General features: G+C 45.7%; 21 protein-coding genes and 1 tRNA gene. 5 read left to right on the top strand and 17 right to left on the bottom strand.

The genetic code is table 11. From position 1 onward, the window contains the following. Window positions 1–4: 4 nt before the first annotated feature. From VC159_RS04625 to VC159_RS04605, 5 genes are read right to left on the bottom strand one after another with little or no spacing between them, the layout of a single operon-like run. Window positions 5–2,731 (bottom strand): glycosyltransferase family 2 protein, encoded by a 2,727-nt coding sequence (locus VC159_RS04625; protein ID WP_323472892.1) that lies wholly within the window; start codon window positions 2,729–2,731, stop codon window positions 5–7. Window positions 2,732–2,736: 5 nt separating this feature from the next. Continuing rightward, window positions 2,737–3,429 (bottom strand): hypothetical protein, encoded by a 693-nt coding sequence (locus VC159_RS04620; RefSeq protein WP_323472891.1) that lies wholly within the window; start codon window positions 3,427–3,429, stop codon window positions 2,737–2,739. Beyond that, window positions 3,429–3,773: a diacylglycerol kinase gene (locus VC159_RS04615; RefSeq protein WP_216122584.1), complete on the bottom strand. Its 345-nt coding sequence runs from the start codon at window positions 3,771–3,773 to the stop codon at window positions 3,429–3,431. Before VC159_RS04615 ends, VC159_RS04620 begins: the two co-directional genes overlap by 1 nt. Before the next feature lie 40 nt (window positions 3,774–3,813). After that, window positions 3,814–4,647 carry a GGDEF domain-containing protein gene (locus VC159_RS04610; protein WP_323472890.1) on the bottom strand — a complete coding sequence of 278 codons (834 nt, stop codon included), beginning with the start codon at window positions 4,645–4,647 and terminating at the stop codon, window positions 3,814–3,816. 2 nt (window positions 4,648–4,649) lie between these two features. After that, window positions 4,650–5,879, bottom strand: coding sequence for an HD domain-containing phosphohydrolase (locus VC159_RS04605; protein WP_323472889.1), 1,230 nt, complete (start codon window positions 5,877–5,879; stop codon window positions 4,650–4,652). A gap of 90 nt (window positions 5,880–5,969) precedes the next feature. On the opposite strand from VC159_RS04605, the gene VC159_RS04600 reads away from it, so the two are divergent. Next, window positions 5,970–6,461: a hypothetical protein gene (locus VC159_RS04600; protein WP_215361269.1), complete on the top strand. Its 492-nt coding sequence runs from the start codon at window positions 5,970–5,972 to the stop codon at window positions 6,459–6,461. Between the two features lie 69 nt (window positions 6,462–6,530). Here VC159_RS04600 and VC159_RS04595 read toward each other — a convergent pair. From VC159_RS04595 to VC159_RS04580, 4 genes are all read right to left on the bottom strand, one after another. Beyond that, window positions 6,531–6,606: transfer RNA gene (locus tag VC159_RS04595), tRNA-His, on the bottom strand. 67 nt (window positions 6,607–6,673) lie between these two features. Then, window positions 6,674–7,756, bottom strand: coding sequence for a tRNA dihydrouridine(20/20a) synthase DusA (gene dusA / locus VC159_RS04590; protein ID WP_323472888.1), 1,083 nt, complete (start codon window positions 7,754–7,756; stop codon window positions 6,674–6,676). An 89-nt stretch (window positions 7,757–7,845) separates the two neighbouring features. Further along, on the bottom strand, window positions 7,846–8,112 hold the full coding sequence (locus tag VC159_RS04585) for a hypothetical protein (RefSeq protein ID WP_216189548.1): 267 nt from the start codon (window positions 8,110–8,112) through the stop codon (window positions 7,846–7,848). Window positions 8,113–8,137: 25 nt separating this feature from the next. Further along, window positions 8,138–8,521, bottom strand: coding sequence for a translational machinery protein (locus tag VC159_RS04580; protein WP_323472887.1), 384 nt, complete (start codon window positions 8,519–8,521; stop codon window positions 8,138–8,140). A 139-nt stretch (window positions 8,522–8,660) separates the two neighbouring features. Between VC159_RS04580 and VC159_RS04575 the strand changes: the two genes are divergently transcribed. Beyond that, a complete protein-coding gene (locus tag VC159_RS04575) occupies window positions 8,661–10,301 on the top strand; it encodes an FMN-binding glutamate synthase family protein (RefSeq protein WP_323472886.1) in 1,641 nt (546 codons plus the stop codon). Between the two features lie 25 nt (window positions 10,302–10,326). On the opposite strand, the gene VC159_RS04570 is transcribed toward VC159_RS04575, so the two are convergent. From VC159_RS04570 to VC159_RS04535, 8 genes are all read right to left on the bottom strand, one after another. Next, on the bottom strand, window positions 10,327–11,157 hold the full coding sequence (locus tag VC159_RS04570) for a GGDEF domain-containing protein (protein ID WP_323472885.1): 831 nt from the start codon (window positions 11,155–11,157) through the stop codon (window positions 10,327–10,329). Window positions 11,158–11,162: 5 nt separating this feature from the next. Next, window positions 11,163–11,480 (bottom strand): hypothetical protein, encoded by a 318-nt coding sequence (locus VC159_RS04565; protein ID WP_323472884.1) that lies wholly within the window; start codon window positions 11,478–11,480, stop codon window positions 11,163–11,165. 99 nt (window positions 11,481–11,579) lie between these two features. Then, window positions 11,580–12,476 carry a pseudouridine synthase gene (locus VC159_RS04560; RefSeq protein ID WP_323472883.1) on the bottom strand — a complete coding sequence of 299 codons (897 nt, stop codon included), beginning with the start codon at window positions 12,474–12,476 and terminating at the stop codon, window positions 11,580–11,582. A 91-nt stretch (window positions 12,477–12,567) separates the two neighbouring features. Continuing rightward, window positions 12,568–12,783, bottom strand: a complete 216-nt coding sequence (locus VC159_RS04555; protein WP_323472882.1) for a hypothetical protein — start codon at window positions 12,781–12,783, stop codon at window positions 12,568–12,570. A 14-nt stretch (window positions 12,784–12,797) separates the two neighbouring features. Then, window positions 12,798–14,015 carry a polyhydroxyalkanoate depolymerase gene (locus tag VC159_RS04550; RefSeq protein ID WP_323472881.1) on the bottom strand — a complete coding sequence of 406 codons (1,218 nt, stop codon included), beginning with the start codon at window positions 14,013–14,015 and terminating at the stop codon, window positions 12,798–12,800. Beyond that, window positions 14,012–14,350, bottom strand: a complete 339-nt coding sequence (locus VC159_RS04545) for a hypothetical protein (RefSeq protein WP_323472880.1) — start codon at window positions 14,348–14,350, stop codon at window positions 14,012–14,014. The genes VC159_RS04550 and VC159_RS04545 overlap by 4 nt, the downstream gene beginning before the upstream one ends. Beyond that, on the bottom strand, window positions 14,341–14,778 hold the full coding sequence (locus VC159_RS04540; RefSeq protein ID WP_323472879.1) for a cupin domain-containing protein: 438 nt from the start codon (window positions 14,776–14,778) through the stop codon (window positions 14,341–14,343). The genes VC159_RS04545 and VC159_RS04540 overlap by 10 nt, the downstream gene beginning before the upstream one ends. 2 nt (window positions 14,779–14,780) lie before the next feature. Further along, on the bottom strand, window positions 14,781–15,440 hold the full coding sequence (locus VC159_RS04535) for a glutathione S-transferase family protein (protein ID WP_323472878.1): 660 nt from the start codon (window positions 15,438–15,440) through the stop codon (window positions 14,781–14,783). Window positions 15,441–15,613: 173 nt separating this feature from the next. Between VC159_RS04535 and VC159_RS04530 the strand changes: the two genes are divergently transcribed. From VC159_RS04530 to VC159_RS04520, 3 genes are read left to right on the top strand one after another with little or no spacing between them, the layout of a single operon-like run. Beyond that, entirely contained in the window at window positions 15,614–19,009 is a 3,396-nt protein-coding gene (locus VC159_RS04530; protein WP_323472877.1) for a transglutaminase family protein, read from the top strand. An 11-nt stretch (window positions 19,010–19,020) separates the two neighbouring features. Next, window positions 19,021–21,633: a circularly permuted type 2 ATP-grasp protein gene (locus VC159_RS04525; protein WP_323472876.1), complete on the top strand. Its 2,613-nt coding sequence runs from the start codon at window positions 19,021–19,023 to the stop codon at window positions 21,631–21,633. Next, a complete protein-coding gene (locus VC159_RS04520) occupies window positions 21,611–22,564 on the top strand; it encodes a transglutaminase family protein (protein WP_323472875.1) in 954 nt (317 codons plus the stop codon). The genes VC159_RS04525 and VC159_RS04520 overlap by 23 nt, the downstream gene beginning before the upstream one ends. Window positions 22,565–22,588: the final 24 nt, after the last annotated feature.

The raw sequence follows: 22,588 nt of genomic DNA, 5'->3' as shown, positions 1-22,588 counted from the left end.
GAAGTTATTTACCCAAGGACTTAGAGGATGGAAGTTTCTTACGCTCCTCCGACAACTCGCCAGTAAAAAAGAGATAAGACAGAATTCTTCTTAAGTTCTGAATCGCCAATGAAAATACCATCTTGGATCCCTGACCGTACACGAAGCTCACGATCTTGAAGAAATTACTATTATCCACAATAAATTCGGCGCCCAAAATGACCTCATCGCCCTCTTTAATCACCCGGCGAATCATGCAATCCATTCGATGCTGACCCCGTGTCACCCCAGAAACAAAGACTTCAATCAGCTCATTGTCATCAATCAAAAATGGCAAAGTTACTTTGATGCCAACACCGGTTAAGGAAATATCAAATAACCAGCCCTCTAGAGTGGCATCTAGCTTAGGAAAATACACCGTCATCTTTTGACCAGCCTGCAGACGAGGAAAGGTTCTTGCGTGCTCATGGTCGACTAAACCAATGGTGTAGACCACAAATAAATAGAATAGATAAATAATCCAATTAGCTAGGCCAGTGATCGCGTAAAACCAAAAATAGGGATTAAATAACATCACGATAAAAGTGCCTAGACTTTTTGTGATGTAAGTAAAGTAGCCCGCAGAGTTTTCGCGTACGGCCTTAAGCCCCAACTTCGTTAACAAATACAGCTGAAGTTTTGCATGCTTGAGTTCCGCACTAGCATCCCATATATGCTGCCAACGACCACTATCACCATATACAAAAGCAATAGCGCCAGGACTTCCAATTTGCTCTTCTACAAACTGTGTGCCACAAAAATAATGGTCGGCCTCTTTTTGCACACGAACTACTTTTGCCCTAAATGTATAGTGATTTCCATAACTATCATTCACGGCCAATTGAATAGATTCGCCAACTTTCAGGTCCGTATTGAATGGGAGAACGAACCCAATGCCGCTTACCGAAACATCCTCCAAATTTGCCTCAATGCAAGGTAGGCCATTGCCACGAAGTACTGTGACCGTTCCGCCACCGCCAATTCGGTAATAAGCTCTGACTTGACGCTTTTCCCAAAAGGCACCTAGAGACATTAAGCCCAACCAAATATTGATACAACACCATATTGCAGTAATGACAATGTTGTCATGCCAAATAGGCTCGTAATGCCAGCGAAGAGCAGCAATAAGAATAGAAACAGCGTTGATGGTTACCAGGATAAATAACGGGAAGGCGTCCCAGCTGAGCTGCTCTTTTTCTAAAGTAAGACCTTTTGGCGTTACCAGAAACTTTTGCTTCCAAGGATTTAGGAGAACTGGCATAAGCTCTCGAATCATCCTAAAACCTTTCACAGTTTCATAAATTTCTGAGAAGAAAAGTTGTCGCGAACCAGCAAAGAAGTAAGAGATCACCACCAAAATACTCAAGGCATAAGGAACTGTGAAATCCACCATCTCATGCCAATTGGCCGAATAAACATTAAGGCCCAAAATCAAGAATGCTGAAGGCGCCAAGAAAAAGATGTAGCGCGCGAATCCAAAAAGCCAAGAATACGATGAAGAAAAATAGGCCAAACGTTGCGGCAGACTGAGTCCGCGCATAAATAAGGGGTTGTAATGCATCAAGATCTGGAGCATCCCCTTGGCCCAGCGAGAATGCTGGGTTAGATAGTCAGACGGAGTCTCTGGGGAAAGGCCGCAGACCATGGGCTTATTGATATAGCTGCTGTTATAGCCATGCGCATGCAGAATAAGTGAAGTCTCGCAATCTTCCGTAATTGTTTTAATGGCAATACCACCTACTTCCATGAGGTACTTACGGCGCAGCAACGCTGCGGAGCCACAGAAAAACGCCGAATTCCAAAAATTCATGGCTGGCTGAATCTTGCGATAAAACATCTCACTCTCATCCGGGCGATTAGAAACGCCAGTAATCACATTATTGACTGGAGTTTCATTGATGAAGAAATGCGGGGTTTGCACCAAGAACATTTTGGGATCGCTTATAAACTGCCCCACTGTGTTGTGCAATATATCTTTGGTCGGTATTTGATCGCAATCCAAAATTAAAATGAGATCGCCTTTGCTATGCTGCAAAGCATGATTGATATTGCCGGCCTTAGCTTTTTGATTGGTATCGCGGGTGATGTATTGCACACCCAACACTTTAGCAAGTCTTCTTAAGTTGTAATGGCGTCTCCAGGCTTGATGGCCCGTTTCCTTGCTGCGACGCTTGGCATGGGTCCCGCCGTCGTCCAGGATGTAAATATTGAGCTTTTCTTTAGGGTATTGAATCTGAGTCGCAGCCGTCACCGTCATGCGAACAATAGTTTCAGACTCATCGTAAGTAGGAATAAAGATGTCTACAGAGGGATAGGAGGACTCGTCATTAGATAAGGGAATAATTTCACTAGACATTGGCGAGAAGTTCACAAACATGTCTAGTAGAAATAAGGTGAAGCCATATAGCTCCGCCAGGAACAATAGAGCGGTCCCGATAAAATCAAAGAAACCGGTATAAATTAAGGTGTCAAAAATACGCCATGCCATATAACGGCAACTAACAAAGAGCGCTAAAACAATGAATAAAGAACGCCAAGGTTGATTGCGGAAATACTTCACCTTCGACATTAAGAAGATGATGAAGAAAGAGCCCCAACCTAAATAGAGTTGGCCACCAAAATTAAGCAATTCCTCGGCGAAGTAAATCATGACGCCAATACCCAAGGCAAACATGCATAAGCTTGCAGTGATTCTAAAATGACGATCGCGCATAAACATTAGCGATTCACCACCGCAATAAACCAGACCCAAAGTGCTTCCCAGCCTACAGTCAGCAAAAGCACTCCAAAGAACAGTAGCAAAACTCCGGCAGCCAATTTCAGACCAAAGGAGCGAATTGGCTGAAGCTCCAAATCGATGCTATTAGGATCTTTATGGAGCCTTCCTGGATCAACCTCTGTTGGATTCCAAAAGACTTCATAGGCATTGAGGGCTCTATCTTCACCAGTTCTCAGTAGCTGTCGTGTAAAGCGACATAGAAGTGAACCTGGGTTTTTTAAGGAATCATGCGCGCCCTCGGATAGATAAAGCTCTCCAGGGCCAGCAGCCTCTGCCATGAACGAGGCTAGCTGGATCGAGCGCTCCTCCTCCCTGAATCCAGTGAATGGGTTAATCAGAGCAACAATCCCAATCGAGGCCAAACATATAGGGTCTGAATGATTTTTTGCATTCAACGCATCTGCCTCTATTTGAATGGCCATAGCTGCTTGAGCTGCGAAACTGATTTGCTCAAATGAATAAATGATTTTTCCGCGAGACTCTTCAAATGGTGCACCGCGAAAATCTTTACAAATTCTTGCAATCAAAAGAAGCAAGTTCTCGCGAATAGCTTGAAGAGATGATTCGTCCGGTGACTCCACATCACCCCTAGGAATGATATGTATATGAAAGGCACTTAAAAAGTTACTCATCAGAAGAATGGTGATAAGTAGCGAATAAAGATGAGAACAATAGCCAGCACGATAATCATCACTGCTGCCGCACCAAGATCTTTGATCTTTTTAATCTCAGGATGCTCTTCCAAGGTAATGAGATCGCAGATCTTTTCAATAGCTGTATTAAGAGCTTCAACCGCTAGTAAAACCAGGGATAGAACAGCTATTAATACGGTATATACATTTGGGCGATAACAAAAAAATCCGATGGCAATCACCACAAGAATTAACTCTCTACGGGCCGCTTTTTGAAGAATGAGCTCTTTGGCACCATCAATTGCATTGATAGTTGCATGAATAATATTTCGCTTTTTTTGCATTACTATCAATTTTATTAGGAATATAAGCTATTTTATTAGCCTATTGAGTCCAAATCTCCGTTCGATTCCGGCCTTTAGACTTGGCCATGTACATGGCCTGGTCAGCCTTGGCATAAAAAGTCCTTAAAACCAGACTGGACTTGGTCTCTCCATCCATTTTGGGGCTGAAACTAGCAGCGCCGATACTGATTGATATGAAGATCTCTTTGCCACCCACAAGAGCTGAAGGGGTGGAGAGCACCCTTTTACGCAAGCGCTCAGCGACCTCAAAAGCACTCCCAATATCATCCCCTGGCAAAACAACGAAGAATTCCTCGCCCCCTACACGCCCGAAGATATCAATAACACGGAGCTCTTTTTGGCAGTGCTTCACAAGATTTGTCAGAACGATATCGCCTAGCGGATGGCCATACTCATCATTGATATTTTTAAAGTGGTCAATATCCAGCATTAGGAAAGCTACCGGCTCCCCATTACGCAAAGATCTTTCAATCTCCAATTCTGCTTGATGGAAAGTTTCCAATCGACTTAACGCTTGAGTTAATGAATCTGTCTTTGAAATGTGATCAAGTAGAAAATTCTTTTCCTCTAACTCTAAAATAATTTTTTGGATTTGCATCAGACCCAAAAAAAGCAGTACTGAAATAGAAAAGGCTAAAGCTGCGTCCAAGAGGTTGTAGTAGCCATCTAGATAAAAATGCAGAAGAGGAGTAATTCGCCTTCCTACCATCAAACCAAAACCGAGCGCTAAGGCGCCGCTAGCCAGACGATACGCTTTTGATTTAAAAAATATCTTGAGCGCAAATATCGTTGCAAAAACTTGCGCAAGTAAAGCCAAATAATATGCGCCGAGTGCGATCCATTTAATCATCATCGTTAATGCGTATCTAATATCTTTTGCAGCTCATTTTCATTTTCAAGCAACTTAAATGCAGCTTCGACAACTTTCGCATCTAACTTGGTGCCTGCCTCAGCTTGAATTTCATCCATTGCCGAATTTAATCCCTTAGCGGGGCGATAGGGCCTATGAGTTGCCATTGCTTCGATCGTATCGGCTACGGCCAATACCCTTCCCTCCTGGCTTATCTGTTCATCTTTTAAACCCAGCGGATAACCACTGCCATCTAAACGCTCATGATGTTGGCGCACCATATCGGCGATTGGCCAGGGAAATGGGATATCTTTCAGAATTTGATAGCCAGCCTCTACGTGCCCTTGCACCATTTGCATTTCCAGGTCAGTCAATCGTGAGGGCTTGGTCAAAATTTCTGATGGTACTGCCATCTTGCCAATGTCATGCACCATTGCTGCCATATAGATAGCCTGAATACGCTCATTGTCCCAACCTAATTGACGGCCAATAGCCATCGCAATACTGGCTACCCTCTTTTGATGACCGGCAGTATAGGGATCGCGCCACTCCATGGTTTTGGACATAGCCTCAATAGTTGCGCGTAATGCAGTTGCCAGGCGTTCTTGCGTTAGTTCTTTTTCATGAATTTGGTCATCTAACTTATGTTGACGTTCAATGGAGCGCAGTCCAAATCCAATTTCTTTGGCAAGACTTTCAAATAACTGAACTTCAGAAGCTCCAAATGTATTCGGAACTTTCGAATACACCATCAGTACACCAAAGGGCATCCCAGTAATACCATCAGGAATTGGACAACCGATTGCTGAACGAATGCCAAACTCATTGGCACGCTCGCGCCAAGCAACAAACCCAGGATCGATTTCACCATCGATAACTACGCTCGTTTTATTGTTTCGAATGCAACTACCTGCAGGTCCGCGTCCAGTTACTTCAGCATTGGACCAGCTCACTACAATATCTTTAATATAACCAGAGGCAACCCCAGCAGCTCCAACTACTTTGACGGTCTTGAAGGCATCGCCCTGAGCTTGCCCTACCCAAGCCAGAACGTATGGGCCTTGTGCAGCAATCGCCTGACAAACTTCTTGAATCAATAACTCAGTTGAATTAGCACGTGCTAGCGCAGCAGCAGCCTCTGAAAGTGCAGACAAAGCCCAGCCTCGCTTTTCTAACTCGTCACGAATGGCTAAATCAGAAGATAAGTTATGCTGATTTATAGGCTTTGTTTTCATGTTTTTATTATGGCTCTAAATCGCCCTAAAAGGCTTGCAATTACTAATAAATAGGCAGAGTATGAAAACGTAAACTACTGACAAGGGAATATGAAAGAAGATATTGAAAAAATCTATGCAAAGCTGATCGGCCTGGAAACCGAGGTGAGCAACCTACGTCAGGGATACATCACCGTTAATGCTCGCTACGCTGATGCGATAGATACCCTCAAGGCTTTGACCTCGAGCGCACTTGAAGCTGCTAAGAGAGCTGCCATATCTGCTGAAAAAGCCTCCCTCTCAGCCAAGAATTGCGCAACTGCAGCCAAGCTAGCCGCATCAGAAGCGGTGGTGGATGCCGCAGAGGCGGCTGCCGATGCCGCTGCTGCCTCTGCCGAAGCTGCCATTGAAGCCGCTGCTGCTGCCTCTGCTGCTGCCGCTGCAGCCGCTGCAGCTGTTGCCCATCAAGCCGAGGAGTCCTCCATATTGGCCTCAGCTGAAGCTGCTGAAGCCACTAAGCGCGCAGCTATGGCCGCCGCCGAAGCTGTAAAAATGTCTAACCTTGCCGCTGAATCAGCTAGATCGGCCAGAGGTAAGAGATAAGAGCAAAAGAGATATGGGTAGCGAAAAGTAAAAAAGCTCCCGTTGAGGAGCTTTTTTACTTTAATGCTGTGGGGCGAACGACGGGGCTCGAACCCGCGACAACCAGAATCACAATCTGGGACTCTACCAACTGAGCTACGTCCGCCACTGAAGACCTAGATTATAGCTTTTTGCTCAAAATACTGTCAAAAACACCCCTTCAAGGCCTGTTCCTAGGCGCTTTCGAACTCAAAAGCTGCCCAATCCCCAAGACATAAGCTCGCATCGATAAAGAAATCCAAGATGGCGGCCTTGCTCTGAACTTTGGCCAAGGCGTGATGATCTGAGAGACGTTGACGCCAATACCGTGATCCCGCCCGGCCATGAGCCAAGCCGAGGATATGTCTTGTAAAAGCCCCAATATAAAAAGGCTTGCCTTTGACTTGGCACTCATCAAACCAAGCTTGCACTTGTTTAACCAAGGCAATCTGAATGCGGTGCCACTCGGTTTCACTAAAAAGATATCCAGCAGCATCACCATCCGTGTTGATCATGTCATCCCAACCTAAGAGCAACGCAGGAAAATGATATGCAGCCCTTCCCACCATGAAACCATCAAAGTCATCCCAGTGGCCAGCAATTTGTTCATTAGTTTCCAAACCACCATTAAGCAATACTTTGAGATTCGGAAATTGCTTCTGCGCATCTACTCTGAGCTTTGCAGCTACTTCATAACGCAACGGTGGTTTGCTGCGATTCTCTTTTGGCGATAAACCTTTAAGCACTGCATTACGTGCATGAATGGTTACCTGACTGGCACCAGCATCGGCAACAGCAAGAATAAAGCTCAGCGCAAATTGGTAATCAGCTTCAGAATTTGCGGCATCCATCGAGTCCAAGCCCAGACGATGCTTTACGGAGATCGGAATATCAACCGCTCCCCTCATAGAGCGCACACAGTCTGCAACTAAATTAGGCTCAGCCATTAAGCAAGCACCAAAAGCACCACGCTGCACCCGCTCTGAGGGGCAACCGCAGTTGAGATCGATTTCATCGTAGCCCCACTGCTGCGCTAGTTCGGCAGACTTTGCTAAGTCGCTGGGCTCTGAGCCCCCTAATTGCAAAACGACGGGATGTTGCTCTTGTGAATAATCTAAATGTCGTGGCACATCCCCATGCATGAGCGCGCCAGAAGTGACCATCTCCGTATAAAGAACAGCCTCTTTAGTAAGAGTGCGATGAAAAGAACGGCAATGGCGGTCCGTCCACTCCATCATGGGCGCTACTGCTAAACGTTTCTTTGGAGTATTGGTCATGAACTTCGGTTAAATAACAATTGACCGTCATTTTAAATGCATAAGGGCAACCGAAGCTGCCCTTACTGCAAAACAAAGAATCTACTTGGTTAACGCAATTTAGCGAGCTTAGCCTCCAACTCAACCGCGAGATCCAAGGCGCCCATATAGCCAGACTTCAAATGATTCGGCAAATCAGGATCACCAACCATAGCACCTAGAGTTTCAACCAAGCTAAAAACCAAACCCTTGGCAGCCCCAGCAGCAATCGTATTGTTTGCTACAGCCTCATCAATATGATTTACAGCATCCAGAAAGTAATCATGTCCTGGGAGCCCATCTGGGCCTAAAGCTTCTTTATTTACTTCTTTAGTCATTTGTGTCGTCCTATGAAATCAAGATTTACAACATCTGATCTACTTTATAGAAAAACTTACGTGCATACGCAAGAATTTCTTTATCAGTAGGATGATCAACAGTCTCTACGCCAACAATCCTTTCTGCAATCGCTGCGTCATGCTTATGCGCATGCTTAATGAGTTCTAATTTTGCGGAGCCAGGGCCAAGGATCAAAATTTCTTTGGATTCATTCACAGCATTAATCACTGAATGCAGGTACTTATGATCTAAAGCTAGCTTGCCACTGCCGACTTCGTTTGCTTTGTGATGCAAATGAGCGTGAGTAGTTTTGCTGCGAATCACTTCAGCCTCGCTAGCCTCTTGACTCAAAAACATGACGTGAGCTTCTTTATGGTCGATCCAGATTACCGCATGATTTAATGACATATTCTTCCTATTATTGATATTGACTACCCTTTGAGAATACTCCTGCCAAGCCGGAGAATCATCAGAGAGCTTGATTTAGGTCAAAATATTTAATTAGTATTAAATTCGTATACTGAAACTCATCACATTTAAGCTCACTATGGCCCTCTCACCTAATAAACTCATCCCTATTCGATATATTCCCTTTGGGCTTTGCATTATTGGTGCAGTCGCTAGCTTCGCCACTATAGAGCTTCATCAACAAGCATATCGCTTCTTACTATTATTTGGTTTTTTAACCTTAGTCGGTATCTACGACGTTCTCCAAACCAAGATAGCCATTTTGCGCAATTACCCTGTTATTGGCCATTTACGCTTCATGTTGGAATTCATCCGTCCAGAAATTCGGCAATACTTTATTGAGGGTGACAATGATGAGACCCCTTTCTCAAAAGAACAGCGCACCTTAGTCTATTCACGAGCCAAGGCCGTGCCTGATCAAATTCCGTTCGGTACCACTCTAGATGTAATGGCGCCTGGCTACCAGTGGATGAATCAATCATTTGCCCCTACGCATTTGCCTAGTCATGATTTTCGAATAGACATTGGCGGTAAAGATTGCAAGCAAAAGTATTCAGCCAGCATTTTTAATATCTCCGCAATGAGCTTTGGCTCACTGAGTGCAAATGCCATCATGGCATTAAATCTTGGCGCTAAAAAAGGTGGCTTCGCCCATGACACTGGCGAAGGCTCGATCTCGCAATATCATCGCGTCCATGGTGGCGACCTCATCTGGGAAATTGGCTCTGGCTATTTTGGTTGCCGCAATCCAGATGGCAGCTTTAATGCAGAAAAATATACTGAGAATGCCTTAGATCCTCAGGTCAAAATGATCGAGATCAAACTAAGCCAAGGGGCTAAGCCTGGCCATGGCGGCATTCTGCCTGGCTCGAAGGTAACCGCCGAGATCGCGGCAGCACGTGGTGTTAAGGAAGGTGAAGCTTGTATCTCTCCCGCTTCTCATAGCGCCTTCTCTACCCCGCTTGAACTCATTCACTTTGTAAAAAAATTGCGTGATCTTTCTGGCGGCAAGCCGGTTGGTTTTAAGTTCTGCGTAGGCCACCCTTGGGAATGGTTTGGCATAGTTAAAGCAATGTTAGAGACCGGTATTCATCCCGACTTTATCGTGGTGGATGGCTCTGAAGGTGGCACTGGTGCATCACCAGTAGAGTTCACTAATCATGTGGGGACTCCACTTCAAGAAGGTCTTCGCCTAGTTCATAACACCCTGATGGGCGCAAATTTACGAGATCAAATCAAGATTGGTTGTGCAGGGAAAATTATTAGCGCTTTTGATATGGCTGTGGCTTTTGCATTAGGTGCCGATTGGTGCAATAGTGCTCGCGGCTTCATGTTCTCAGTTGGCTGTATTCAAGCTCAGGTTTGCAATACAGGCAACTGTCCTACTGGCGTCACCACACAGGATCCATTGCGTCAGAAAGCCTTAGTTGTCCCCAATAAAGCTGAGCGTGTATACAACTTCCATAATGAAACGCTTAAGACTCTCAAAGAACTGGTGGAAGCCGCTGGATTACATCATCCCGGTGAGATTGATGCCCCTCACATCATTCGACGCATAAACAAGCATGAAGTGCGCCTTTTATCTTTCCTGCTGCCTGAGATGCCTGCTGGGCTGCTGCTCAATGCAGAGCATATTGATCCAAGCCTGAACTTACCCAGAGTATTTGAGCTGTATTGGCACCGATCCCAGGCCCAAAGCTTCAGCGCACTAAAAAGCTAAGCCCGAAATTACCTCAATAAAAAGTTTACTGAGAACTTCTCAGTGCGGTTTTATGGCGATACATCTCTAGATCCACTTGATGCAGTATCTCTGATACGGACTTAGGAGCGTCAATATAAGTTGCCATACCGATGCTTAAGGTAACCGGATAGCCCGAGTCTTTCATTACTTGATTCACTGTAGTCACAATATCACCGCACAACTGTTTCATCTGCGCTTCATTTGTTTTTGGGGAAACTACCAGAAACTCATCCCCACCCAATCGAAAAAATGTGGCCCCAGTAGATGAAAACTTCATCATGGTGTGTGCAATTTTCGTCAGAACCTGATCACCGACCAAATGCCCTTGAAGATCATTTACTTTCTTAAAGTCATTTACGTCAATTAGCGCTACAGAAAATATTTCTCGAGACTCTTCAAGTTTTGCAATGGCCTGCTCTATCAGAATTCGTGCCCAGCGTCTATTCCATAAGCCTGTTAATGAATCTGTATTTGCCAGCAGATTTACACGCAACTGACTTCGCCTGAGTGACCTGGCAAGCCAAATGATTAATAAGGTTGCCAGAAAACGTATAAGGAAATTAAGCACCTCTATCTTTGCTTGGTAGAGGGCAAAATAATCCTCCCTAAGGAGAAAATAATTTTCGAATAAGGTTGCAATAAGCAGGGCTGCAATAACTACCTTCATTGACTTTGCATTTAGCGCAATGATTGCCGCTGGAAATAAGTAGAGCAAAACAAATCGGTAATCATCGGGCGATAGGACATCGATCAACAAAATCATAAATAACAAGGCAAACCCAAGCTGCACTGCTATTTTTGGCTTGATACCAAAGAGACTATCTACTCCATTCATCAGCATCACCCCCTATCAACCCAAGTAAGTGAGTTTGCAGCCACAGGTGTTAGGCGATACACATGGGTAGCGCGTGGAGTCACCATAAATCCATTGAGATCATATAAAAATGATCTCTTACGAACCGCTAATTTATGCTTCACCAGCTTTTCAAAGTCACGGCTTAGCTGAGGGCAACGTGGATATTCGTTGGAGCGGTAAAGGACTTTTGCACCAGTAGCTTTTGCATACTCCACAATTAGATCAGGACTGCACTCTTCCAAGCCGGCTGGCTGGTGCCTTAAGCGATTTAATAGCCAGCGGTAACGAGGTTTGGACAACATGGGTTGCATGTTAGCCCAAGGGCTAATACTTTACTAGTTTTTATGCCTATATTTGGTGCAAACCGCATTTTTTAGCTATAAATTCAAGGGCCTAAAGAACTAAAGCGTTAGCTCTTGACGGCTATTGAAGACTCTTTTTACTCCATCCAAAGGATCAATAAAAGCAACTTCCTTTGCCAGCAACTGCAATGGCTTAGAGAAGTCTAGGTCATATTCTTGGTAAGGCGTAAGAACGGGATAGATCTGGTCGTGCTTTATCGGAATGCTGAGGGCATTGAGGTGACAGCGTAACTGATGCTTCTTTCCACTGCCGGGAGTAAGTCTGTATTTAGCCCACGGCTGTTTTGCTTCTATGAGCTCTATCAAGGTATCCGTGTTTGGTTCACCTGCAACTTCTTGCATTTGTAAGAAGTGCTCAGACTCTTCTATGCGGCTTTGATAAGTCAATGGCAACTGCTTGTTTAACTCTTCCGAATAAGGTGCAATGGCTTCATATACTTTTATCACCACCCTATCTCTAAATAGATTTTGATATTGCGCTCGCTCAGTTGGGTTAACCGAAAAGATCACTAAACCTGCGGTATCTCGATCAATCCGATGAATGGGGCTGAGTGTTTGAATATTGGTTTTCTTCTTGAGCCGATTTAGCAAAGTTTGATGTAGATAGAGCCCACTCGGTGTCACTGGTAAAAAATGAGGTTTGTCAGCAACCACCAGATGCTCGTCTTGAAAAAGGATCTGCTCTTCATATGGAATTTCTGGCTCACGAGCCAGACGCCTGAAGTACAACAGATGGGTGTTGGGCAGGTAAGGACTCTTTGCGCTCAAGGCCTGACCGTCTTGATCAAGGATGAGACCTTCTGTAAAGCGTTGCTCCCACTCATCTCCTGGAATATGGGGGAACTGCGCAATAAAGAATTGGAGCAAATTCGGATGAGTTTGATCGGCAGGTAAATACACCCGCGATGCTGAGACCCCTTCTGAATTAACGCGCATAAAGCTCCATAACCTAACGCTTAGAGCTTGCTATTTTAAATGACTCCCTGTGCTGTTGATTGTGCAGCCGATGACTTCTCTAAGTTGCTTTCTAAGCCGCAATCAATATATCCCCTAACTCCATCTTTTCCCACCAGATAAAGGGCAATAGATAGACGGGCTCATCAGCATCCTGAAGAATCTCTAGCGCCCCATCGTTGGTCTTGTTAGCCTCATACTTTCCGGGGTTTAGAGGTCTACAACCATTATCCGTGCCATCATTACGACGCATTCTGGCAACGATATTGCGAGTGATATAGACGACCATTTTTCCCCCCCTGATTAAAGTGCTGACTGAATGTGGTTACGAACTACTGGATAAATCTGGCTTTCCCAGCGCTTGCCATTAAATACCCCGTAATGGCCGACGCCCGCTTGGAGATGATGAGACTTCCTGTATCCAGGTAAGCCAGAACAGAGATCTTGCGCCGCTAAAGTTTGTCCAATGCCACAGATATCATCTCGCTCCCCTTCCACCGTGAGCAAAAATGTTTTCTTAATCAGCTTTGGATTCACCAATCTACCTTGGTATGTCAAAGTTCCATTAGCTAGATCGCGATCCATAAATACTTTTTTAATGGTTTCTAAGTAGAAAGGTCCTGACAAATCCATGATTGCAAAATACTCTTCGTAAAAATCATGAATCACATCCGCCTTCTCATCGTCGCCATTGACGCGATATTCATATAGCTTTCTGAAAGACTCTGCGTGGCGATCAGGGTTCATACTCATAAATGCCATAAGCTGCAAGAAACCTGGATAGACTTTGCGACCAGCGCCATTGAACTGATTGGGTATAACGCCGATGAGCTTTTCTTCAAACCAAGACATGGGTTTACTGGTGGCTAATTCATTGACCTTTGTTGGGCTTTGACTGACATCAATCGGCCCAGCCATCAAGGTCAAGCTTGCCGGTACATAGGGACTCTTGTCTTCTGACATGATGGCTGTAGCTGCCAAGCAAGCTACCGTCGGCTGACATACCGCCATCAGGTGGGTTTGAGGTCCAATCACTTGCAAGAAGTTAATGATGTGCTCGACATAAGCATCAAAGTCAAAGTCACCAAAACTTAATGGAATATCGCGAATGTTCAACCAATCGGTTACATAAACTTCATGATCAGTTAGAAGTGTCTTAATGGTTCCCGCTAACAAAGTAGCAAAGTGTCCCGACATTGGAGCAACCAAGAGGATTTTAGGCTGCCCAGAAATATTGGGCTTTGAGAATCGAATCAAGTTACAAAAATGCGTTGAGTAAATTAACTCCTCTGTAACAGGCTGCTCTACCCCAAATGAATTTATGACAGATTGGATTTTAAAATCAGGTCTTGTATGCGTAAACCCAAGCAAAGAAATCTGCTCATAGTGTGCGGCTAATCGCTGCATAGGATTTAGGGAAAAGTTTCCAAACCAATTAGTAGAGACGCGCTCTGACGCTTTTGCAAACATCCGAACCGGATTATGCAAATTAGCAAAGGTTTGATAAGCTTTGTACATCATCTATGGGCACCGCTTTCTATATGACGCAATGCTCGCTCTGTGGTTTTGAGTGCTGGGTCAAATATCCTACTCAAAGACACATCATTGGCAATAATGGCTGCGGTTTGTGCTGCACGTGCTGCAACGATGGATAAATTCACGAAACCAACAACATTAAAAGTTTTGAGAAGATCGGGCAACTCTTCGTCGTCTGAAGCAACTTTGCCAGCCTCTATCTTTTGAAAAAGCTCACGGTAGTAACTCTTCATGCCATCGAGCTCCTCAGCAATCGTCATAATCCGCTGAAACAAGACCGCAAAGTCTGATGCCAGCGGATTGTTTTTGACTACCTCCATGGAGTGACCCCCGGGACTTCGGCTGGAGCAACCGAAACTGGGATAGTTTCAAAGTCCGCAGGGCCCACTATCTCGAGATATTCCATATCGGGTGAATAGTCGAAGAGGAAATGGGTGATGCCCGGCATTTGATGAACAACATCACCCGCCTCAACCAAGGTAGCCTTATCTTCATACATAAACTTAGCCCAGCCTTTGGTCATGATGACAATCTGGAACTCTGCTACGTGATAGTGCCAGCCGGTACCATTCTCTGGGGGTTTATTGGCCTTCACGAGATGGGCAATGACCTTACCTTTGGTTGCCTTGGCGACACCCAAATCTTTATAGAGAAAAAAATCCCTGAGGCCGCCTGGTAAAAACTGAGTATCGGCAGGTTTTACATGAGAAAACTCGGTATCACTTTTAAATTTTACGGGTGCGTTCATTTTTAAAACTCCACTTCAAGTTCTTCAATGTCATCGGGTTCTTCGAGGGCGCCCATCACCCATTCCTTCATCTCAGGCATCGCCATGATGTGCGCGCAGTAATCCCTGCTCGCCTTGTCAAGTTCTACGTGATACGTCAAGAATCTTGTGACCACTGGCGCAAACATGGCGTCAGCTAATGTGGGCTCCTTCCCAAATAAGAAAGGCCCACCATATGTTGTTAAACAGTCCTGCCAGATGACTAGAACACGATTAATATCGATTTGGGCTTTGGACCACACCTTGAATGATTCAAACTTTGCTTTGACATTCATGGGCAAAGATGCGCGTAAGGCAGAGAAGCCGGAATGCATCTCGCCACAGATAGACCGACAATGCGCTCTTGCTACCGGATCCTTGGGTAATAAATGGACTTTAGGATTTAATTCATTCAGATACTCGCCGATGGCCATGGTATCCCACACTTTGCAGCCGTCATGATCTAAACGAGGAACCAGAATGGAAGGTGACAAGAGTAGGAGCTCTGCCCGGTTATCCACATCATCCGGATGAACCTGCACTTCCTGAAAAGGTAGGCCAGAAAGCTTCAGCATCAGCCAACCGCGCAATGACCATGAAGAGTAATTTTTGCTACTAATCGTCAAGGTAGTTTGCTTAGGCATAAGAACTTTCAAATGAGGTACAACTACAACTTATTCCCGCTGAAATAAGGATTGGTAGCTAAATGCCCTGTTTCTGACGGGTTTTACCCAAATCCGGGCATGCTTGGCTTTTACGCACCCATCTTGTGCGCCGCAATAATGCACCCTTGTGGTGAACTTATAGACTTTGAGTCATGTCTATACACGCCGCCCTACACCACGTCACCGAATACATATATGACCGCCCAGTAAAACTGGGGCCACAGGTAATTCGTCTGCGACCGGCACCGCATTGCCGTAGCCATATCCTTTCTTACTCTCTCAAGATTGAGCCTGAAGGTCATTTCATTAACTGGCAACAAGACCCGTTTTCAAACTATCAAGCTCGTTTAGTTTTTCCTGAGCCAACGACACGCTTTAAAGTAACGGTCGATCTGGTTACAGAGATGGCCGTATACAACCCATTTGATTTCTTTTTAGAGCCAGATGCTGAAGACTACCCCTTTACCTACAGCCAAGATCTTAAGAAAGAGTTGCGCCCTTACCTAGGTAAAAAGCGAAATGACGGCATCAACAAATACTTTAAAACGGTTGATCGCAGCAAGATGCGCACTATCGATTTTTTGGTTGCGCTCAATCAAAAAGTTCACAAGGATATTAGCTACACCATTCGAATGGAGCCTGGAGTACAGACCCCAGATGAGACTTTAAAACTTCGCAGTGGTTCTTGTCGTGATTCTGCCTGGTTAATGGTGAATCTCTTGCGTCTTTGCGGACTCGCGTCCCGCTTTGTTTCGGGCTATCTCATTCAGCTCAAGCCAGATGTCAAAGCACTGGATGGACCGAGTGGAACAGAGGTAGATTTCACTGACTTACATGCCTGGTGTGAGGTGTATTTGCCAGGTGCAGGATGGATTGGCTTAGACCCTACTTCCGGCCTATTTGCTGGCGAAGGCCATATTCCTGTTGCCTGCACCCCCGAACCTTCAGGTGCAGCCCCGATTGAAGGTGGTGTTGACGAATGTGAAGTGCAATTTGCTCACTCCATGGAGGTTACTCGCATTTATGAAGCGCCCCGAGTAACCAAACCGTACACCGAAGAACAGTGGCAAGCGATTGTCGATCTGGGTCATCAAGTTGATAAGCAATTGGTTGCGGGCGACGTTCGCTTGACCATGGGTGGTGAGCCTACTTTTGTATCCGTTAATGGGCGCGATGAACGTGAGTGGAATGTAGATGCATTAGGACCAACGAAGCGGGGTTACGCAACTGATTTAGTAGAAAAGCTTCGTAAGGAATATGGCGATGGTGGCTTCCTTCATTTTGGTCAAGGCAAATGGTATCCAGGAGAGCAGCTCCCTCGTTGGGCTTTGTCAATCTACTGGAGGGGTGATGGACAGCCTGTCTGGAAAAACCCAAAACTATTTGCCGATGAACGCCATCCTACGAATTACACCAGCAAAGATGCTGAGAAATTTGTCTACACACTTTCCAAAAAATTAGGTTTAGCGGATAAATTTATCGAACCCGCTTATGAAGATGTTTTTTATTACCTCTGGCGGGAATCCAAGCTACCAGTCAACGTTGATCCTTTCAAATCAAACCTAGACGATGAGATGGAGCGCACTCGCTTAAAGCGGGTCTTCACGCAGAAATTAGATTCCGTGGTGGGCTATGTCCTCCCTATCGAAGCGAATGAAGGAAAGAATTACCTAGATACCGCTTGGAAGACAGGTCCCTGGGAATATCGAGATGATCGCCTCTATCTGCTTCCAGGCGATTCGCCAATGGGCTATCGACTCCCCCTAGAGTCCTTACCCTGGGTGAGTAAAGCAGACTACCCCTATCACATTGAGCAAGATCCATTTGCTCCTAGACCGCCATTAAACAATCAAGCGTCAATTGTTCACCAACAACAACCAACTCGCAAAGAATTTACAGCGTCCGGCAAAACGATTTGGAGTCAGTCGCAAGAGGTAAGGCATCCAAAACGTCAAGAATCTGCAGCATGGGTTACCAGAACAGCCATGTGTGTAGAAGCGCGTGATCCAATGCGCTCCAATGGACCCAAGGCAGAGAATGAGCATGGCGGTAAGTCAGGCGTGCTGTATGTCTTTATGCCCCCGCTCGCTCGTCTTGAAGACTATCTGAATTTACTGGAAGCAGTAGAAGCTACTGCGGAGGAACTTCAGTTTCAAATTGTGCTGGAGGGGTACACCCCACCACGCGACCCACGCTTGAAGTTATTACAAGTGACACCAGATCCAGGGGTCATTGAGGTCAATATTCATCCAGCCGATAACTGGGGCGAGCTAGTTGAGCATACGGAATTCTTATATCAAGCCGCTTTTGAATCCCGACTTTCTGCTGAGAAGTTTATGGCAGACGGCCGCCATACCGGCACAGGTGGTGGTAATCACTTTGTGATGGGTGGTGCGACGCCGATTGATAGCCCCTTCTTACGCAAGCCTGAACTCTTGGCCAGCCTGATTTTGTATTGGCACAACCACCCGAGCTTGAGCTATCTTTTTAGCGGTATGTTTATTGGACCAACAAGTCAAGCTCCTCGAGTAGATGAAGCGCGCAATGACCAAATCTACGAATTAGAAATCGCGCTGAAAGAAATTCATGAGAATCGTAAGAAGTTTGGTCAAAGCATGCCGCCATGGCTGGTGGATAGAACTCTGCGCAATATCCTGATTGACGTCACTGGCAATACGCATCGCAGCGAGTTCTGTATTGATAAAATGTATTCACCAGATAGTCAAACGGGTCGCTTAGGCTTATTAGAATTACGCGCTTTTGAAATGCCTCCACATGCTCACATGAGCATCGTCCAACAATTACTCATTCGCGCCTTGATTGCTCGCTTCTGGGACAAGCCTTATGAGGCACCAATGACACGCTGGGGCACAGAGCTTCATGATCGCTGTCTCTTACCGACATTTATCAAGATGGACTTTGATGATGTTATTGAAGAGATGCAAAAGCATGGTTACTCCTTTAAGGCCGAATGGTTTGCACCTCACCTTGAATTCCGCTTCCCACTCATTGGACAAGTGCAGGTCATGGGCACTGAACTTACCTTGCGCAATGCGCTTGAGCCATGGCATGTGATGGGAGAGGAAAGTGCTGCTGGTGGAACTGCCCGCTATGTAGACTCCTCATTGGAGCGTGTTGAGTTGCGCGTCACCGGTCTAAATCAAAGCCGCTACACCATTACCTGCAACGGTGAACCTTTACCACTCCAACCCACAGGTATTGCCGGGGAATATGTAGCAGGCATTCGTTATAAGGCCTGGAATCCTCCTTCCAGCCTGCACCCTAGTATTGGTATTCATGTGCCATTGATATTTGACATGGTTGATACTTGGATGAAACGCTCAGTTGGCGGCTGTCAATATCACGTGGCTCACCCTGGTGGCCGAAACTATGACAACTTCCCTATTAATGCCTATGAGGCCGAGAGTCGCCGACTTTCCCGCTTCTTTAGGATGGGCCATACCCCAGGAACCATTGATGGAGTTCAGGCCAATATTGACCTCCCAGCCAGCAAGGAATTTCCATTTACCCTGGATATGCGGCGGTGAGACAATAGTTTGTGGACAACCATCAGACCCATTCTTTGAAAGACCCCAGCAACCCCTTGCTGGTGGAGGAGATCAACCGTCTATCACCGACGCCTAAAGAGGGGCATTTTGATGAGTTGCGAGGGGAATCACAATCTCTACTACCCCAGTGGCAAACTTTTTTTGAGTCCCTTGGCTCCTCTGGTTTAAGCGATCTCGATCAACGTACCCAAGAACTCAATAGGCAAATTCGGGATAACGGCATCACCTATAACGTCTATGCCGATGAGTTTGGTCCGCAGCGCCCTTGGTCAGTAGATTTATTTCCACTGCTTATTAGCTCTGATTCTTGGCAAAAAATTCAGTCTGGAGTTTTGCAGCGTGCGCGTTTACTTGAAGCCATTATGGTGGATGTATATGGGCCGCAAAATTTACTAAAGGAAGGATGGATTCCTCCGGCATTAATTCATGGACATCCTGGTTATTTGCGCTCCATGCATGGCGTCGAGCTTAATAACAGAAAACATCTTCACATCATGGCTTTTGATTTAGCAAGAGCACCTGATGGATCATGGTCAGTTCTTTCTCAACGTACTCAAGCACCTTCTGGTCTTGGGTATCTTTTGGAAAATCGCAATCTGATTGCAAGGCAATTTCCCAAAGCATATGAACTCATGCAGATTGCCCCGCTAGCCAATGCCTATAGAGACTTAATCGATGCATTAAAGCTTGAAAGCCCAGCAGGCGCAAACGCGCATATCGCACTACTTACACCAGGCCCCTATAACGAGACCTACTTTGAGCATGCCTACCTTGCTCGCTATCTCGGCCTAACCTTGGTAGAGGGTGGTGATTTAACCGTACGCGACCAACATTTATTTTTAAAAACAGTACGCGGTTTAGAGCCTGTTCATATTTTGCTCAAACGTTTGGACGATGAGTTTTTGGATCCATTAGAACTGCGTTCTGACTCCACCCTAGGAGTCCCCGGTCTATTACAAGTTATACGTGCCGGCAATGTTGTATTGGCAAATGCTCCTGGCTCAGCCTTCCTAGAATCCCCAGCTCTATTGGGATTCTTACCGGCGATTAGCGAACGACTTCTCAATGAAAAAGTTCAGCTTCCAGCAATGGATACCTGGTGGTGTGGTGAACGCGCTGCACTAGAGGCTGCTATTCCAAATTTAGGACATAGCGCTATTAAGCCAACCTATCCGAATGGCACGGGTCATCAAAATTATGAATCTGCCCTAGGTTGCGATCTGAATCAGGCCCAATTAGATGAATGGGTAGGCCGCGTTACGCGCCAGCCAGATGAACACACAGTACAAACCTATATTCCATTGGCACAAATGCCAACCTGGTTAAACGCCTTTAATCTCAACGACGCTTCTTTGATTGAACCTCATTCTTATATGTTGCGAGTCTTTGCTTTGAGCGATGGGCCTAACAGCTGGCAAGTATTGCCTGGTGGACTTGCCCGTATCGCCAGCACTGATTCAGGTATTGCCTCGATGCAACGGGGCGGTAGTAGTGCGGATGTATGGGTGCAAAGCCCGCAGCCATCCCAAGAGCAAGGACAACAACCCCAGCATCCGATTCAAGCCCCTGAAAAAGTGATGCGTAAGCGCTTAGTTACCAGCCGTGCCGCCGAGAATCTCTATTGGTTCGGGCGCTACACTGAGCGCAGTGAAAATATTCTGCGCTTAGCCAAGCTCTATCTTGAAAATATTAATAGCGAGTACACCCCCTCCCGTTCACTATGGTCCTGGCTAGAAAACCTATGCCACCACTACGGACTTGTACCTGAAGGTGTTCCAAGCAATTTTGATCAGAGTGCTATACGTCACCGAATTTTTGAGCGCACTTTAATTAACTCTCTTAATGCCAGCGATAGCGTTACCAGTGTGGGCTATAACCTTCAAGCCATGAAGCGCACTGCCTCCAATGTAAGAGAACGACTCTCAACTGAGCAATGGAGCACCATCAACCATTGCATCGAGCAATTTCAGGCTGATTGCCATAAAGCTAGCACCTTTAATGATTTTTCTGCTTCCCTCGCTATCGACGCTTTAAATGGCGCGAGCAGCTGCTTAGCTGCGATTACCGGCGCACAAACTGACCGTATGACACGCGATGATGGCTGGCAACTACTTTCTATTGGTCGACATATCGAGAGACTTGCCTTTCTGACGAATGCCTTAGATTCAGCCATCGCTTCTGGCTTACTGAATAATCCAAATGCCGATAGCTCAGGCTATACCGCCCTACTCAATTTATTTGATAGCACCATCACCTTCCATGCGCAGCACCAACAAAGCCGGGAAATCGCTCCTTTAATTAGCTTACTAGTTATGGATGATGAAAATCCGCGATCACTCGCATGGGTTAGTAAGGCGCTTAGAGCTCGCCTATCAAAGTTAGCGGGTACCGAACGTAATAATCCCGATGAGCTCACCCGCAGCGTCATTAACTTACTGGATTACGACTTGTTTTCGCTATCCACAGCTGATGGCTTTGGCAACCTATCGGATCTCAGAAATTGTTTGCGTAATTGCTCGCAGTCCGCCTGGAATGTTTCTGATGAAATTAGCGCACGCTATTTCAATCTGATTCACTCCAATGAATACAGCATTCAAATGTAATACGCCAATGATGTTGCTAGAAATTACCCACGATACCCGCTACTCTTACGATCCAGATGTTGAGATTGCGCAGCATTTTGCCCACCTCAAGCCGGCAGATCTAGAGACCCAGCGAGTACTAAAATCAGAGGTTCAAGTTAATCCCAGACCCTCTTGGAGCGAAGAAAATCAAGATAGCTATGGCAATGTTTGCACCTTTTTCTCGCTACAAAATAGACACAGTGAGCTTTTGATCACCGCCAAGTCGTTAATTGAAACCTCTAGTATTGCTTATGGTCCCAAACCACAGGAAACCGCAACATGGGAACAGGTTCGTGAATATTTCCGCTATCACTCAAACACTAAATGGGATGCAGCCTCAGAATTTTTATTCACATCTCCATTTGTCAGCCTGCGTCCAGAGTTTTCAGAATTTGCGAGGGCTAATTTCACAGCTGGTAGACCCATATTAGATGCGGCAATTGATTTGATGAAACGCATCTATAGCGAATTTCATTACGTTAGCAAAAGTACTGATGTCAATACGCCTGCACTAGAGGCACTAAATAAGCGTGAAGGTGTATGTCAGGACTTCGCACATATTTTGATTGCTTCGCTCCGCAGTATCGGCATTCCAGCAAAATATATTAGCGGCTATATTCTGACGAATCCCGCACCTGGTCAAGCAAGACTGATTGGCGGCGATGCTTCGCATGCTTGGGTATCGGTTTATGTTCCCAGCATAGATGAAAACGGCGCACTGGGTAAAGGCATTTGGTGTGATCTAGACCCAACCAATAATCGCTGGGGCTATGGAACTCCTGGGGAAGATTATATTCATCTAGCTCAGGGCAGAGATTACTCTGATGTCTCCCCTATCCGCGGAGTAATCCATGGTGGAGCAGACCATACCTTAGAGGTGGCAGTAACAGTAATGCCTATTCAGGAATAAATATTGTTTGCTCAACAAAAAACC

It is taken from the genome of Polynucleobacter sp. JS-JIR-II-c23 (genome assembly GCF_035011225.1).
Classification (GTDB): Bacteria; Pseudomonadota; Gammaproteobacteria; order Burkholderiales; family Burkholderiaceae; genus Polynucleobacter.
Note: the sequence above shows the minus strand (reverse complement) of the source record. Positions and strands in the feature narration are given on the sequence as shown.